Source organism: Rhizobium tumorigenes (assembly GCF_003240565.2).
GTDB classification, from domain to species: Bacteria; Pseudomonadota; Alphaproteobacteria; order Rhizobiales; family Rhizobiaceae; genus Rhizobium; species Rhizobium tumorigenes.
Genome location: NZ_CP117255.1, coordinates 3588779 through 3603828, shown reverse-complemented (window position 1 = coordinate 3603828; position 15050 = coordinate 3588779). Strand labels below are relative to the sequence as shown.

The following is a 15050-nucleotide window of genomic DNA, read 5'->3' as shown; positions in this document are numbered from 1 at the left end:
CGGTGCTTGGTGTCGTCGCCATGATCGCGTCGTGCTTGAGTGTTGACTTGAGGTAAAGGAATAACCATGCGCAAAGCCGCCAGTATCCTGATCTGGATGATCGTCGCGGTATGCGTAATTACCCTCATTACCCTGCCGATCAGCCTCCAGACGCAATTGATCGTCAGCGTCACGGTGGTCATCATCATGGCGCTGATCAAGCTGTTCAAGGGCGAGGGAAAGTGGCGCCTCGTAGCGCTCGCCTTCGGAAGCTCGATCATCCTGCGCTACGTCTTCTGGCGAACCACCAGCACCTTGCCGCCAATCAACCAGCCTGAAAACTTCATTCCGGGCTTCCTCGTCTATCTCGCGGAAATGTACAGCGTGATGATGGGGGCTCTCAGCCTGTTTGTCGTTGCCATGCCGCTGCCGCCACGACCGTCTCGTGCCGCCACCGAAGGCAAGTTTCCGCATGTCGATGTCTTCGTGCCGACCTATAACGAGGATGCGGCGCTTCTCGGCAATACGCTGGCGGCGGCCAAGGCCATGGACTATCCGCCCGAAAAGGTCACCGTCTGGCTGCTCGACGACGGCAGCACCTTGCAGAAGCGCAATGCCAACAACATCCTCGATGCGCAGGCAGCCTCGCTCCGCCACATCCAGTTGCAGGAATTGTGCGAACAACTCAGCGTCCGTTATATGACCCGCGATCGCAACGAGCATGCCAAAGCCGGCAATCTCAACAACGGCATGCAGCACTCAACCGGCGAGCTCATCGCCGTTTTCGATGCCGACCACGCGCCGGCGCGTGACTTCCTGCTCGAAACCGTTGGCTACTTCGACGACGATCCGAAGCTCTTCCTGTGCCAGACACCGCATTTCTTTCTCAATCCTGACCCGATCGAGCGCAATCTGCAGACGTTCGACCATATGCCCAGCGAGAACGAGATGTTCTACGGCATTATCCAGCGCGGTCTCGACAAGTGGAATGCCTCTTTCTTCTGCGGCTCAGCTGCCGTCCTTAGGCGCAAGGCTCTGGCTGAAACCAACGGGTTCAGCGGCGTGAGCATCACCGAGGACTGCGAGACGGCGATCGAGTTGCACTCCCGAGGCTGGAACAGCATCTATGTCGACAAGCCGCTGATCGCGGGGCTCCAGCCGGCGACCTTTGCCAGCTTCATCGGCCAGCGCAGCCGCTGGGCGCAGGGCATGATGCAGATCCTCCGCTTCCGCTTCCCGCTCTTCAAGCGCGGGCTCTCCCTGCCGCAGCGGCTTTGCTACATGTCGTCGACGCTGTTCTGGCTCTTCCCGTTCCCAAGGACGATGTTCCTGTTCGCGCCACTGTTCTACCTGTTCTTCAATCTCGAGATCTTCACTTCGTCGGGCGGCGAGTTCCTGGCCTATTCGCTGGCCTACATGGTCGTGAACATGATGATGCAGAACTATCTCTACGGATCTTTCCGCTGGCCGTGGATTTCCGAGCTTTATGAATATGTGCAGACAGTGCATCTGCTGCCGGCGGTTATCTCGGTCATCCTCAACCCGCGCAAGCCGACATTCAAGGTGACAGCCAAGGACGAATCCATTGCCGTCGCGCGCCTTTCCGAAATCAGCCGACCGTTCTTCGTCATCTTCGGGGTTCTGCTGGTAGCTTTCGGAATGGCGATCTACCGCCTTTACGCCGAGCCCTACAAGGCAGACGTGACGCTGGTCGTTGCCGGCTGGACCTTGCTCAACCTGATCATGGCCGGCTGCGCTCTCGGCGTCGTCTCCGAGCGCGGCGAGCGGTCTTCGTCGCGGCGGGTGCGTGTCAACCGACGGTGCGAATTCGGCGTCGACGGGCGCTGGTATCCGGCTTCTATCGAGGACGTATCCGTCCATGGTGCGAGGCTGCACGTTTTCAGCAAGACCTTCGATCCGCTGGGAGTGGACACCCGCGCGACGATCAAGTTCAGGCCCTACAGCGGCGCCCAGGAAGAGACACTGATCGTGACTGTGCGCAACACCCAGCCCAGCGGCGAAATCACCGCGATCGGCTGCCTTTACAATCCGCAAAGCGCGCTGGATCACCGCTTGATCGCGGACCTGATCTTTGCAAACTCCGACCAGTGGACGCAATTCCAGCTGTCCCGTCGCCGCAATCCCGGGCTGATCAGGGGAACGATCTGGTTTCTCGGTGTATCGGCGTACCAAACGAGCCGCGGGCTTGTGTATTTCTTCCGCAGTTTCAGGGGCAAGCCCGAGGAGCAGATCCAGCCGGTAAAGGCGGGCGCGCAATGAAGCCGGGTCGTATCGCGGTTGCGGCCGCCCTCGCCACAACATGGCTAGCACCGTTTGCAATTGCGCAGACGACGCCCTTCGACATGTCGCCCGAGCGTCCGAAGGGTGCAGCGCCCGCAAGCCCATCGGTTCAGCCTGCCCCGGCACCAGCGCCGGCTACGCAGCCTCCAATACCGCCCTTTACACCGGTGCCGGCCACCGCAAAGCCACCAGCCACACCAGTCGCCCCGGCTCCGCCAAAGAGTGCAGGTGCTACTCCGGCGGGCAAACCTGTCACGACAGAGCGCTTCCGGCGCTTTCTCGTCCCGGCCTCAGATCTTGGCCTGAACGGCGAAATCGACAAGAAGACATGGTCGATCTACCTGACGCCGGCGCAAGCGGCTGCCTCGGTCAAGCTCAACCTCGCCTATCAAAACGCCATCGTCGTCGCGCCCGAGGCGTCTCAACTGACTGTGCTGATCAACAGCCGTTCGGTCGGATCGACTCCCATACGCTCTGCCGAAAAGCCGGAAGAGCTCAGCTTCGACGTACCGGCCGGGTTGTTGCAGGCAGGCTCCAACCTGGTGAGTTTCGAGACACAGCAACGCCACCGGACCGACTGCAGCATCTCCTCGACCTATGAACTCTGGACCGATATCGACCCGAGCCGCACTTATCTCAGCTTTGGCGGCACGGACGCCGCGCGGCTGGTGAGTACCGATGGTGTCAGGGCAGTGGGCGTCGACGAAAAGGGTGCGACTGAATTCGACTTCGTCGTGCCGGGGCTTTCCCAGCCTGGCACCACGAAGCCGCTCATGCGACTGGCGCAGGGCCTTTCGGTGCTGAGCGGCATGCCCAACCAGTCCTTCAACTTCCAGACTGCCGGCCTGCCGGCTTTGGCGCCGGGCAAGCTCACGGTCCTGGTCGGGACGGCAAGCGAACTGCAGCCCCTCTTTCCAGCTCTGCCACAGGCAGCGCAACTGGCGCCAATGGCGGCTTTCGTCAACGATCCCCGCAGCGGTGGGCCGGTTTTGCTGGTCACGGGTCCTTCGTGGCAGTCGATGGATACCGCCATCGACAGCCTGGTAACATCCACGGACCGGGCTGTGGACAACCGCCGCGACGTGCTAGCGACGCAACGATGGCAGGCACCCGACGTACCGCTGATTTTCAGCAATACAGTCCTGCCGTTCTCGCAGCTTGGCGTCGCGACGACACAATTTACCGGGCGTCGATTCCGGACAGACTTTGGGATTGGCGTGCCGGCCGATTTCTATGCCAACGCCTATGGCGAGGCGACAATACTGCTTGACGCGGCCTATTCGCCGGACGTCCTGCCCGGCAGCCATATCGACGTATTCGTCAACGGAAGCGTTGCTTCGACCGTGCCGATCACCAACAAGGGCGGTGGCATTTTCCGGCACCTGCCGATCCGTGTGACTCTCCGGCACTTCAAGCCCGGGTTGAACCACATTGCCGTCGAGGCAGCGCTCCTGACCAGCACCGACGCCGCCTGCGCTCCGGGCTCGAATTCGTCGGCAACGCCACATTTCGCGCTGTTCGATACATCCGAATTCCGCATGCCGGACTTCGCCCGCGTCGGCCAGCGTCCCAATCTCGCGGCAACCGGCGGCACTGGCTACCCCTACGGCCTGATCGAGAACGTCCTGCCGGTCTATCTCGACCGGGTGGACGCCGATACGCTCTCTGCATCGGCGACCTTCCTCGCGAGACTGGCCTTGATGGCTGGTCGTCCCATTCCCATCGAGGTCGCAACATCGCCCGCCGGGATCGGCGATCGCAACGCGCTGTTCATCGGCCCCATTTCGCAGATACCACCGACAGCACTCACGCAATTGAATATTGCGCCGGCAAGCCAGGTCAGCTGGAGACCGAATACGGCTGGAAAGCCGGCAGATGTGGATACTGGCGCAACATTCGAGCAGTGGCGGTCCATGGTCAGTGGCGGCAGCTGGACCGGGCAGATCTCCGCGTTCGAGGACTGGATGAGGCGGAATTTTGACATATCCTTCAGCTCCCTGCGGTTTGCACCGAGTGCCGAGGCAACGTTCATGCCGAGCAATGCTGCAACTATCATGGTCGCGCAAGGTGCCAGCCCGGACGGCAACGGGACCTGGACCATCGTCACGTCGCCGACGGCCAGCGACCTGAGGTCCGGCCTGATGGCTCTGTCCGCAGAGGACACGTGGCCGGAGCTTTCCGGTCGCGTCACGACTTATGCGGCAGCAACCAAGAAGATCGAGACAGTGCCGGTGGCGCGGTTTGCCTTCGTGCCGACGCAGGATTTCTCCTTCTCCAACTACCGGCTCGTGGCCGCTAACTGGCTGTCGACCAACATCCTCTCCTACGCCTTGCTCTTTGCAGCCCTGACGATGCTGATGGGGCTCGCCACTGCCGCGCTTCTATCCAATCTTGGACGGCGCCGATGACTTTGCGGCAGGTTGCCGCCTGCATCATCGGAGCCCTGTTCCTCTTTGTCTGCGACAACCCGGCCGGAGCACAGGAGCCGATGATACAAACGCAGTCCTGGCAGGCGTACAAGGCGAAGTTTCTCGATCCCTCCGGTCGCATCGTGGACGATGGAAACAGTGGGATCAGCCACAGCGAGGGACAGGGCTACGGACTGCTGCTCGCCTACCTTTCGGAAAGCCCCGCCGATTTCGAGCAGATATGGTATTTCACGCGCACCGAGCTGCTGATCCGCGATGACGGCCTTGCCGCCTGGAGCTGGAGCCCAGACAAGACCCCGCATGTCAACGACATTAACGATGCGACCGATGGCGACCTCCTGATTGCCTATGCCCTGGCGCGCGCCGGTGCAGCTTGGAGCCGGGCAGACTATACGCAGGCTGCAACGAAGATTGCGGCGACGCTGCTCGACAAGGCGGTCGTTGAAAGCGGCGGCCGGACATTGCTGCTGCCCGGCGTTTCCGGCTTTGCGGCGGCCGACCGTGCCGATGGGCCGGTGATCAATCCGTCCTACTGGATCTTCGAGGCCTTTCCGTTGATGAATGCGCTGGTGCCATCACCGAAGTGGCAGCAGCTTTTCGATGATGGCCACGTCCTGATTTCGCAGATGCAATTCGGAAAAGAAAAACTGCCGGCAGATTGGGTCAGCCTGAAGAGGCAGGCAAAGCCCGCTGAAGGCTTCGTGCCGGAGTTCGGCTATAATTCAATCCGGATTCCCCTTTACCTGATGCGCGGCGGCATCGACGACAAGGATATGCTGGGCCGGCTGCAGTCCGGAATGAGCGCTGCCGACGGCTCTATCCGGCTCATCGACCTCAACAACGACAGCGTCAAGGCGACGCTGGACGACCCCGGTTATCAGATTATTAACCATATTATGGCCTGTATGCTTGTGGGGACGAAACTCCCAGCGTCGGCCAAATCATTTGTTCCGACTTTGTATTTCCCGTCCACGCTCCACCTGCTGGGGCTTGCCTTTGTTGCGGAAAAGCATCCGGAGTGCCTATGAGACCGTCCCTAGTCCTGTTGTCGGCGACGCTCATCATGACGGTGGGCATAGTCGCACTCAAGGACCGCTCGCAGATCGCCGACAGGGTATCAGACCTGTTGGGAACGAACACGCCTGGGGAGATACCTCAGTTGATGCGTATGGGGCGTATCAGCGGCCCAGACTTTCATCCCTTCGACAGGCAGACGACAGAGCCAGAACTGGCGCGTGATGTGGATGCGGCACCTGCCGTGGACCTCGCCCAGAATACGGCTGCTTCCGATGCGCCGGCAACGGCTAACGACCAGCCTCTCGCAGCCCCCCCGGCCTCCCCTCCGCCATCGAACCCACCTGCCGCTGCCCAGCCGGCAGTCGATGAGAGCGCTCTGCGGTATTTTGCCAGCCGCGGCGACAAGGCGCGGCTGCAGGCCGAAATCTCCAGGCTTCAAGCCCTCTATCCGACATGGACCCCACCGGCCGATCCGCTGGCTGTGCCCCAGAACCAGGACAAGCAGCTGGAATCGATGTGGCAGCTCTATTCGGAGGCTCGTTATGCGGAGGTGCGCAAGGCAATCTCCGACCGTCAGGCCACCGAGCCGGGCTGGCAGCCACCTGCTGACCTTACCGAGCGCCTGAATGTCGCGGAAGCTCGCACCCGCCTCATCAACGCTTCTGATCTGAAGCAATACGAGACCGTCGTCAGCGTGGCGTCCGAAACTCCCAGTCTGCTGACCTGCAGCGAAGTCGACGTGCTGTGGCGGGTGGCGGATGCCTTCGGTCATTCCGACCGCCTGACCCGTGCGCGCGACGCTTACATGTACGTCATGAAAAACTGCACCAATGCTGCCGAGCGGCTTGCGACTATCCAGAAGGCGTCGGCGCTGCTGCCCTACAGCACCATGCAGGACCTGATGGCGCAGGAAAAGCCCATGGCAGATGGGACGCGGGAATTCGAGAGTATCCGCGACGATCTCGCCCGCCGTTTCGTGGCCGAGGCCAATGCCGACCCCAAACTCGTGATTGCCCCCGAATATCTGAGCCGCCTCGAGCGCCTGAGCGAGACCCAAGGGCTGGCGTCCGACGCCCTGCTGCTCGGCTGGTACAACTATCCGCGCGGAGACCTGACGAACGCGGAAAAGTGGTTTCGTCTTGCGCGCACCAAGGAGGACACCGCGTCGGCATCGCAAGGGCTTGCCCTGACCCTGATTGCTCGCAAGTCACCGGAGGAGGCCGAGGAGGTCATGTTCAAGTGGCGTGACGACTCCAAGGACGCGAATGCCACCTACCTCGCGGCGGCAGCGAACCTCTTGGCAATCGACCCACCGGTTATCCTCAAGGTCGACGTCCTGCAGCGGATCGCTGGCGCGGTGCTCAAGGCCCGCGATGTGCCCAGCGCACAGCAGTTCGGCTGGTATGCGCGCGGCCTCAACCAGCCACAGACGGCGGCACAGTGGTTCAGGGCGGCGCTCGGGTGGAAGGCCGACGATGAGCCTTCTGCCTACGGCCTGACCATCACCCTTGCGCAGTTGAACGACAAGGCCGGCGTGGTGGATATCCAGCGCCAGTGGGCCGGGAGATCCGAGCGTATCGCCACGCTCCGCGACACCGGTGCAGCGCCGCGGCAAGCCCGTGTCGATGGTGGCGAGACGCAGGCGATCGAAACTGCACCCCAGAGCGTGCGACGGGAGCCACCGGCACCTGTTCGCGAGACCAGCTATCTCTCGTCTGCTCCACGACAGGAGGCTCAGGTGGTAAGAGTGCGGGAAGCCCGCAGGCCTGCCGGCGCCGGCTGCACGACGACCATCGATCCCGCCATGCTATCGCCAGAGGCCGCGTTACCCCGCGCCTGGTGCCTGATGAGCAAAAAGCGGCCAGTCGAGGCGGCCGCCACCTTTGAAATCGCACTTCGCAGCACGCTACCGAAAGATCGCCAGGACGCGGCTTACGGCCAGAGCCTTGCCTACCTGCAGCTCAATCTCGCCAGCAACGCCGCAGTCTCGGCAATCAAGGCGCCGCAGAGCCGCGAGCGGGCGCTGAGCCTGCAAGTGGCAATCCTCACCAAACGCGCCTCGTCCGCCTATGACGAAAAGCGGTATCGGGAGACCATTCTGTATCTCGACCAGCTCAATCAAATCCAGCCCGAGCAGATCGGTTTGATGGTGCTGCGCGGCTACGCCTACCTGAACCTCAATCGCTACTCCGATGCCATTCGAATCTTCGAGGCGGCCGCTGCTACCGGCGACCATGATGCCATCACGGGCCTGACCAATGCCCGAAATGAGCAAGCTCATCCTTCGAACTGACCACCATCGGATCAGAGAGACTTCAAATCAGGCTATGACGGGATAGCCGAGCGATGCGGCACCGCGCGCCAGTTCGGCAAGACCCTCATAGGCGCTTTCGGGCAGGACCTCGAAACGTCGAAGCGACAGGACTTCCCTGACTTCAACGAGTTCCGTTGCCACAGCGACCTCATCCAGAACGAGCCTGATTGCCGCAATCTCGTCGTCCGTCGTCCTGATCGACGTGATGAAAGGCAGGCCTGGCCCTTCCGGGGTTTCGGCAAGGATGCGTATGTTGGCAAGCCGATCGGGATCGAATCGCAGCGTGTTGCCGAAAGTGACGCAGTCAATAGCGGCCACGTCAGCCTTGCCGGAGGCGACGGCTTCGATGCTGGCGAGGTGGCCACCGGTCTCGATTACGGAGCCGAAAAATCGGCCGTCTCGAGCAAGCGGTGCGATGGCTGCGCGAAAAAGGTTGCTGCCGGAATTCGAGCCGGGCTCGTTGATGGCGGCAGTCAATCCGCGCAGGTCTTTGAGGCCCGTGGCAGGACTGGTTTTCGCGACGATGATCTTGCTGCGGTTGAGAGGTCCGTTACAGCCCGGCAGATCGTAGACGGGTGTTGCGAGCAAGCGAACACGATCAAGCAGCTTCGTCACGAAGGGGAGGCCGCAGGTCTGCGCCACCAGCAGGTCTGGACGCAGCCAGGCCTGATCGTAGCCCACAAGCCTGTCCAGATCGTCCGGGACACCATCGAGCCCTAGCTGGCGCAACCGGTTTCCGAGATAAGCCCATAGTGCGTCGTTGGCAGCAGCAACCGGGGCTGGCGTGGTGTACATGGCTAGGCTTGCAAGGCGCATGGTGCATCGGTCCGACGGCTTCAGGAGCAGGTGTGATACACGTCGTTCGAAGCCCTTGACCAGAGGAAACCGTTGCCGGCTACCCTGGACACTCCGGGAAGCGGTTACACGTCGGCATTGGAGCGGATAATGGCCTGCAGGGTCGGAGCGGTGATGCCCGACCACTCCACGAAGCCCTGGAAACGTCGGCGAATTTTCTCAGCATGGTTCTGTGCGATGTCGGAAAGCTTGTGGTTGAGAAACGGATTGTCGAAGCGTTGCAATGTCGCGACCACATAGGCTTCCGCCTCGACCTGCATTTTCTTTCGCGCAAAACCCGGAACGACTTCGGTCTCGTAGAGCGACACAAGAGCGCTTCGCGTTTGCGCATCGCCGAGCATTTCGCGCACGGTCATCGCTTCCGTGCTGCCCTGCTCGATCCAGCGATTGGCAAGAAAGGTATGGCCGAGATTGAGGATGAACAGTTTGAGTTTCTCGTACGGCTCGATGTCATCGGCCACGACAATATCCGGATGGATACAGGGCAAGGCTTGCCCCGGCATCCTCTGTATTGCCCAGAGAGCGTAAGGCTCGGCAACCGCGCCGGCCGGCGACAGCGGCTCGGAGACGATACGGTCGACCAGCGTGTTGCAGAAGATCACGTCAGTAGCGAGCCACGCATTGAAGGCGTCGTCCGCGTACCAGCTGGAGGCAAGGCCGGTCACGATAGCTCGCAACGCCTCGCCATTCCTGCTGATCAACTCGCAAGGCAGGATTGTCAGACCTGTTCGCCCTGACACGAACCGGCGATGCAGCAAAACCGTCAGTTTTCCGGGGAAGGACACCGGCAGATTCGGCGGAAGCGTCACGGGCTCGAGGGAAATATCGTATCCCCGGTCTGCGGTGTTGCAGAGGACCAGTTCGACTTCCTCGACAAAGATGCGCTCGACCTCGGCCCAATCCGCGGATGCGGAGAGTGCACGCCTGACGCTGGTCACCTGTTGCACGCGGTCAACCGGGCGGCCGTGTTCAATGCCACGGATATGGACAGGAAAGCCGCCTTCGACAGCGAGCCCCTTGAGGCGTTCGGCGCGCTCGCTTGCACCTGTCGTTTGCACGACGGTAATAGGCCCGAGGGCCTCGCCTTTCTCCATCGCCTCGCTGACGAAGAGATCGGCATGGGCCTGGAGGAAGCGACTGGTGCCGAACTGCATGATGGGGGTCTTCACTTTGGGTTTCCTTCCTCGCTCGGGGCCTGCGGTATCGATTGCAGCAATGTCTGCCGGGCAGACCTCAGGTGATGGCGGCAAGCCTCGTCGATACGGCCGATGTCGCGCGATTGCAGGGCGTCGATATAGGCCAGATGCTCGGCAACCGCCCTGGCATTCCGCTCCCGGGCCTGTGCCTTGTTCCACTGGTAGTGATAGTGGAAGACGATGGCGATGACGTCGTAGAAATCGGCGATGAAACGGTTGTTGGACGCGCGCTGGATCAGCAGGTGAAATTTCTCGTCGAGTTGTGAGAAGTCACGATATCTCTCGTCGAAGTCGGCAAGCAACTCGTCGTGCTCCTTGCGGATCGCGGCAAGGCTTGCCCATGCGGGATGATCGGCCGGAAGCCGCCCGAACTCCGCTGCCGAGTGCAGCTCGAACATTTCGCGGACGTCAGCCAGTTCCAACGCGAACTCGCGGGTAAAACCCTTCAGCGTCCAATGGCTGTTGGGGCGTTTTTCGATCAGCCCGAAGCGCGAGAAGCGAATGAGGAACTCACGCACGCTGGTCGTGCCGGTGCCGATTTCGCGGGCGAGTTCCAGTTCGTTGATCTGCATGCCCGGCTGGGCTTCGTCCGACAATATGCGCAGCATGAAGCTGCGCTCGATGATGTCGTGCAGCGAATTCGTTTCCTGCTCTGGAAACAGATCGGCAGCGACGGGCGGGCGGAGCACCGTCTTCTCGCGCTTGTTCCACTGGATGATACCGACATCGCTCAGCCGCAGGAGAATTGCGCGCGCAGTGCTGCGACTGATGCCGAGCTGGGCCGCGATATCGGGCTCTGACGGCAATGCAGCATGCGGGACGAGCGTCGCCGCGTAGCGATTGAACGCCTCCTTGAACACCGTGTTTTGTCTGGCCATGCCGACCCCCTGCTGCCTGCACGACCCCGCGCAACCCGGCCACCTCTTAAGGCGGCAAAGCTTGCGTGGCCAGTGTAGCGCGCCTTTTCACAAGCGCTTGTTGTTGGCGCATTCTCCCTCGTCAGCGGCAATTCCCCGTTGACTTCAAAATGTTTATTGTAGATAAAAAACAAAATCAATGCGCGATTGCCAATGCAGCAGGCGCTGGACAGGGAGACGAAGTTGAACAACCAGCCTTGGATCATCTTGTCCAACGGTGACAATGTCGCCGTTGCGACTGCACCGATCGCAGCCGGAACTGCGTTTAGCGGACTGCTGACGACGCGCGAAAAGATCGACCCGGGCCACAAGTTCGCGCTGAGGGATCTTGGTTTGGGCGAAGCTGTGGTCAAGTACGGTCAGGCGATCGGCCGCACGACGGCTGAGATCAAGGCTGGCGATCATGTGCACAGCCATAACCTGCATTTCGAGAACGACCGGCTTTCCGTGACGGCAGCAGCCGCGCCGGAGCCGGCCACCGAGGCTGAAAAGGCCCGTACGTTCCAGGGCTATCGGCGCGCCGACGGACGCGCAGCAACCCGGAACTATATCGGCATCCTTGCCAGCGTGAACTGTTCCACCACGGTTTGCCGCGCCATCGCAGAAGAGGCAAACCGGACGCTGCTGCCGCACTATGACGGTATCGACGGGTTCGTGCCGATCGTCCACGATCAGGGTTGCGGTATGAGCTCGACCGGCGATGGTATGCATATCCTGCACCGGACACTGGCCGGCTATGCACGTCACGTCAATTTCGGTGGCGTGCTGATGATTGGGCTTGGATGCGAGGTCAATCAGCTGACGCTCTACGGCCAGAGCGGCGCCGGTGCCAGCAAGCGTCATTTCAATATTCAGGATGCCGGTGGCTCGCGCCGTGCCGTCAACCTTGCCATGGGCGTGCTCAAGGAAATCTGCGAGGAAGTGGGCACCGCTCGCCGCGAACCGATCTCCGTCAGCGAGATCATCATCGGCCTGCAGTGCGGCGGCTCGGATGGCTTTTCCGGAATCACTGCCAATCCGGCGCTGGGGGCTGCGGCAGATATCCTCGCTGCTGCCGGCGGGACGGCTATTCTTTCGGAAACCTCGGAAATCTATGGTGCAGAACACCTGCTGCGCAGCCGGGCGGTCAGCGAAGACGTCGCTGCCAAGCTCGACGCCAAGATCACTTGGTGGGAACAGTATGTCGCCCTGCACGGCGCCTCTCTCGACAACAATCCGTCGCCCGGCAACAAGCGCGGCGGCCTGACGACTATCCTCGAGAAATCGCTGGGGGCAGTCGCCAAGGGTGGCCGCTCGCCGCTGACCGACGTGTATGGCTATGCTGAACGGGTCACCGGCCGCGGCTTGGTATTCATGGATACACCTGGTTACGACCCCGTGTCGGCGACCGGACAGGTTGCCGGTGGCGCCAACATGATCGCATTCACGACAGGACGTGGAAGCTGCTTCGGCTCGCGCCCTGCCCCGTCGTTCAAGCTGTCCAGCAACTCCGCGCTCTACAAAGCGATGGAAGAGGACATGGATATCGACTGCGGCACGATTGCCACCGGCGAGACGACCATCGAGGCCAAGGGCCGCGAGATCTTCGAGCTGATCATCGAAACGGCATCGGGCAAGAAAACCAAGAGCGAAGCCTTCGGCTATGGCGACAACGAGTTTGTCCCTTGGCATCTGGGTGCGACGCTTTAAGACTGAGGATCTACAATCGTCTGAGGAGAGATGATGAACAGGAGGAAAATCGGCAGGACGGCGCTTGAAGTCACCGAAATCAGTTTCGGTGCCGCAGCGCTCGGCGGTCTGTACCGCGCCTGCCCACGCGATCAGGCTATGGAGACATTGCAGGCGGCATGGGATAGCGGCATCCGCTATTTCGACGTCGCACCCTGGTACGGCCTTGGCCTTGCCGAACGCTATGTCGGGGATTTCCTGCGCGACAAGCCGGATGGCAGCTATGTATTGTCGACCAAGGTCGGGCGACTGCTGCGGCCGGTGCCGACCGGCACCGTTCCGGACTACAGCTACGTCGACCCGCTCTCCTTCGATGCCGACTACGACTATTCCTACGACGGCATCATGCGCTCGGTCGACTTCAGCTATGCACGCCTCGGCCTCAACCACATGGACATCCTCTATGTTCACGATATCGGCGCCTACACCCACGGGCGGGCCGCAAACGAGCACTATCTCGGACAGTTGCTCGGCTCAGGACTGAAGGCACTAGAGCAGCTCAAATCTTCGGGCGCCATTTCCGCCTACGGCCTTGGCGTGAACGAAATTCCGGTCTGCCTCGACGTCATGCGCGCCGCCTCGCTCGACTGCATCCTTCTGGCGGGACGTTACACGCTGCTTGATCGCTCGGCAGTGGCCGAACTGATGCCGCTCTGCCGGACAGCGCAGACCTCGCTTGTGATTGGGGGAGTGTTCAATTCCGGCATCCTTGCAACCGGGCCGGTTGCCGGTGCAAATTTCGACTATATGCCGGCAACGGAAGAGGTGCTCGAGAAGGTCGCGGCGATGGAAGCCATAGCCTCGAAAAGCGGGATTCCTCTGGCGGCACCGGCGCTGCAGTTTCCGCTCCAGGACCCGCTTGTAGCCTCGGTGCTGATCGGCACTGGAAAGGCTGCAAGCCTGTATCGTAACATGGAAAACTTCGCGCAGCCGGTTCCGGAAAGCGTCTATCCGCTATTCGAACGCTACGTGCTGGTAGCACCACCGTTGGGAGAGGATGCTGTACGCGTATAAGGCTGCACGGATTACCGGGCCGAAAGGGCAGCAACCGCTATTTGGAACATATATTCCATCTTGACACCTTTGTGGAATTTATGTTTCGTTGAGACAACTGGCCGAGGGGAGACGGCCTTGGAGAGGGAGGGAAAGCTACGGACGCCGTCCGTTTTTCAAAACAGTTCGAGCCACCATTGGCTGATACGCCAGACGCGGGCTTCCTTTCGCGACGAACAATCAAGAGACTATCGACAAAGGTCGTCCGCATGCGTTCAGCGGCACGATTTATCTGGAGGGAACGCACCTGAGAGGAGAACTCACATCATGAAATCCATTCTTTCCCGCCGTGCATTTGCCGCCCTTGCCGGCGCTGCCGTCCTTGCCACAGCGATACCTGTCACGTCCTTCGCCGCCGAAGTGACGATCCCGATCATTGTCAAGGACACCACGTCTTTCTACTGGCAGATCGTGCTCGCCGGCGCCCGCAAGGCCGGCAAGGACCTCGGCGTCAAGGTGCCAGAACTTGGTGCCCAGGCCGAGACCGACGTCAACGGCCAGATCAGCATCCTGGAAAATGCCGTTGCCGGTAAACCTGCTGCCATCGTCATCTCGCCGACCGAGTCCAAGGCACTCGGCAAGCCGATCGATGAAGCCGCCAAGTCCGTTCCGATCATCGGGATCGATTCCGGCGCCGACTCCAAGGCGTTCAAGTCGTTCCTGACGACCGACAACACACAAGGCGGCCGCATTGCTGCCGACGGTCTTGCTGCTGCCATCAAGGGTATGACCGGCAAGGAAGAAGGCGATGTCGTCATCATCACCAACACCCCCGGTGCCGGCTCTCTCGAGCAGCGCCGCGCCGGCTTCCTGGATGAAATCAAGACCAAGTATCCGGGCCTCAAGGTTGTTGCTGACAAGTATGCCGACGGCCAGGCAACAACCGGCCTCAACATCATGACCGACCTGATCACGTCGAACCCGAAGATCGTAGGCGTCTTTGCCTCGAACCTGATCATGGCACAGGGCGTTGGCCAGGCAATCGCTGAAAACAAGCTCGGCGACAAGGTCAAGGTCATCGGCTTCGACAGCGACGACAAGACCATCGGCTTCCTGAAAAACGGCGCCATCGCAGGCCTCGTCGTTCAGGACCCCTACCGCATGGGTTATGATGGCATCAAGACAGCACTTGCCGTCTCCAAGGGTGAAAAGGTCGAGGCTACCGTCGACACCGGCGCCAACCTCGTGACCAAGGCGAACATGAGCGAGCCGAAGATCGACGCTCTTTTGAACCCGAAGCTGAAGTAAGCCAACTGACACT

The 15050-nt window shown here is 61.0% G+C and carries 10 protein-coding genes; 7 read left to right on the top strand and 3 right to left on the bottom strand.

Translation table 11 applies throughout. The annotated features are described in order from the left end of the window. The first annotated feature begins 66 nt into the window (after positions 1 to 66). The 4 genes from bcsA to PR017_RS17475 are packed head-to-tail and all read left to right on the top strand — an operon-like array spanning position 67 to position 8019. On the top strand, positions 67 to 2259 hold the full coding sequence (bcsA, locus tag PR017_RS17490) for a UDP-forming cellulose synthase catalytic subunit (protein ID WP_111216292.1): 2193 nt from the start codon (positions 67 to 69) through the stop codon (positions 2257 to 2259). Then, on the top strand, positions 2256 to 4688 hold the full coding sequence (locus tag PR017_RS17485; protein ID WP_111216290.1) for a cellulose biosynthesis cyclic di-GMP-binding regulatory protein BcsB: 2433 nt from the start codon (positions 2256 to 2258) through the stop codon (positions 4686 to 4688). The genes bcsA and PR017_RS17485 overlap by 4 nt, the downstream gene beginning before the upstream one ends. After that, a complete protein-coding gene (locus PR017_RS17480) occupies positions 4685 to 5737 on the top strand; it encodes a family 8 glycosyl hydrolase (protein ID WP_111216288.1) in 1053 nt (350 codons plus the stop codon). The genes PR017_RS17485 and PR017_RS17480 overlap by 4 nt, the downstream gene beginning before the upstream one ends. Continuing rightward, positions 5734 to 8019 (top strand): tetratricopeptide repeat protein, encoded by a 2286-nt coding sequence (locus tag PR017_RS17475; protein ID WP_111216286.1) that lies wholly within the window; start codon positions 5734 to 5736, stop codon positions 8017 to 8019. The genes PR017_RS17480 and PR017_RS17475 overlap by 4 nt, the downstream gene beginning before the upstream one ends. A 27-nt stretch (positions 8020 to 8046) precedes the next feature. Here PR017_RS17475 and PR017_RS17470 read toward each other — a convergent pair whose 3' ends face one another. The 3 genes from PR017_RS17470 to PR017_RS17460 form a co-directional block, all read right to left on the bottom strand. Then, positions 8047 to 8856 carry a phosphate/phosphite/phosphonate ABC transporter substrate-binding protein gene (locus tag PR017_RS17470; RefSeq protein ID WP_111216284.1) on the bottom strand — a complete coding sequence of 270 codons (810 nt, stop codon included), beginning with the start codon at positions 8854 to 8856 and terminating at the stop codon, positions 8047 to 8049. Positions 8857 to 8960: 104 nt separating this feature from the next. Continuing rightward, positions 8961 to 10064 carry a mannitol dehydrogenase family protein gene (locus tag PR017_RS17465; protein WP_111216282.1) on the bottom strand — a complete coding sequence of 368 codons (1104 nt, stop codon included), beginning with the start codon at positions 10062 to 10064 and terminating at the stop codon, positions 8961 to 8963. Further along, positions 10061 to 10969 (bottom strand): GntR family transcriptional regulator, encoded by a 909-nt coding sequence (locus tag PR017_RS17460; RefSeq protein ID WP_111216280.1) that lies wholly within the window; start codon positions 10967 to 10969, stop codon positions 10061 to 10063. Before PR017_RS17460 ends, PR017_RS17465 begins: the two co-directional genes overlap by 4 nt. 222 nt (positions 10970 to 11191) lie before the next feature. Here PR017_RS17460 and PR017_RS17455 point away from each other — a divergent pair, with 222 nt between their 5' ends. From PR017_RS17455 to PR017_RS17445, 3 genes are all read left to right on the top strand, one after another. Then, positions 11192 to 12697 carry a UxaA family hydrolase gene (locus tag PR017_RS17455; RefSeq protein ID WP_111216278.1) on the top strand — a complete coding sequence of 502 codons (1506 nt, stop codon included), beginning with the start codon at positions 11192 to 11194 and terminating at the stop codon, positions 12695 to 12697. A gap of 33 nt (positions 12698 to 12730) precedes the next feature. After that, entirely contained in the window at positions 12731 to 13750 is a 1020-nt protein-coding gene (locus PR017_RS17450) for an aldo/keto reductase (RefSeq protein ID WP_111216274.1), read from the top strand. A gap of 306 nt (positions 13751 to 14056) precedes the next feature. After that, positions 14057 to 15037 (top strand): ABC transporter substrate-binding protein, encoded by a 981-nt coding sequence (locus tag PR017_RS17445; protein WP_111216272.1) that lies wholly within the window; start codon positions 14057 to 14059, stop codon positions 15035 to 15037. Positions 15038 to 15050 lie beyond the last annotated feature (13 nt).

Excerpts from the sequence above, each read along its gene's own strand:
- bcsA (WP_111216292.1), top strand. The coding sequence starts at position 67 with ATGCGCAAAGCCGCCAGTATCCTGATCTGGATGATCGTCGCGGTATGC.
- PR017_RS17485 (WP_111216290.1), top strand. The coding sequence starts at position 2,256 with ATGAAGCCGGGTCGTATCGCGGTTGCGGCCGCCCTCGCCACAACATGG.
- PR017_RS17480 (WP_111216288.1), top strand. The coding sequence starts at position 4,685 with ATGACTTTGCGGCAGGTTGCCGCCTGCATCATCGGAGCCCTGTTCCTC.
- PR017_RS17475 (WP_111216286.1), top strand. The coding sequence starts at position 5,734 with ATGAGACCGTCCCTAGTCCTGTTGTCGGCGACGCTCATCATGACGGTG.
- PR017_RS17470 (WP_111216284.1), bottom strand. The coding sequence starts at position 8,856 with ATGCGCCTTGCAAGCCTAGCCATGTACACCACGCCAGCCCCGGTTGCT.
- PR017_RS17460 (WP_111216280.1), bottom strand. The coding sequence starts at position 10,969 with ATGGCCAGACAAAACACGGTGTTCAAGGAGGCGTTCAATCGCTACGCG.
- PR017_RS17450 (WP_111216274.1), top strand. The coding sequence starts at position 12,731 with ATGAACAGGAGGAAAATCGGCAGGACGGCGCTTGAAGTCACCGAAATC.
- PR017_RS17445 (WP_111216272.1), top strand. The coding sequence starts at position 14,057 with ATGAAATCCATTCTTTCCCGCCGTGCATTTGCCGCCCTTGCCGGCGCT.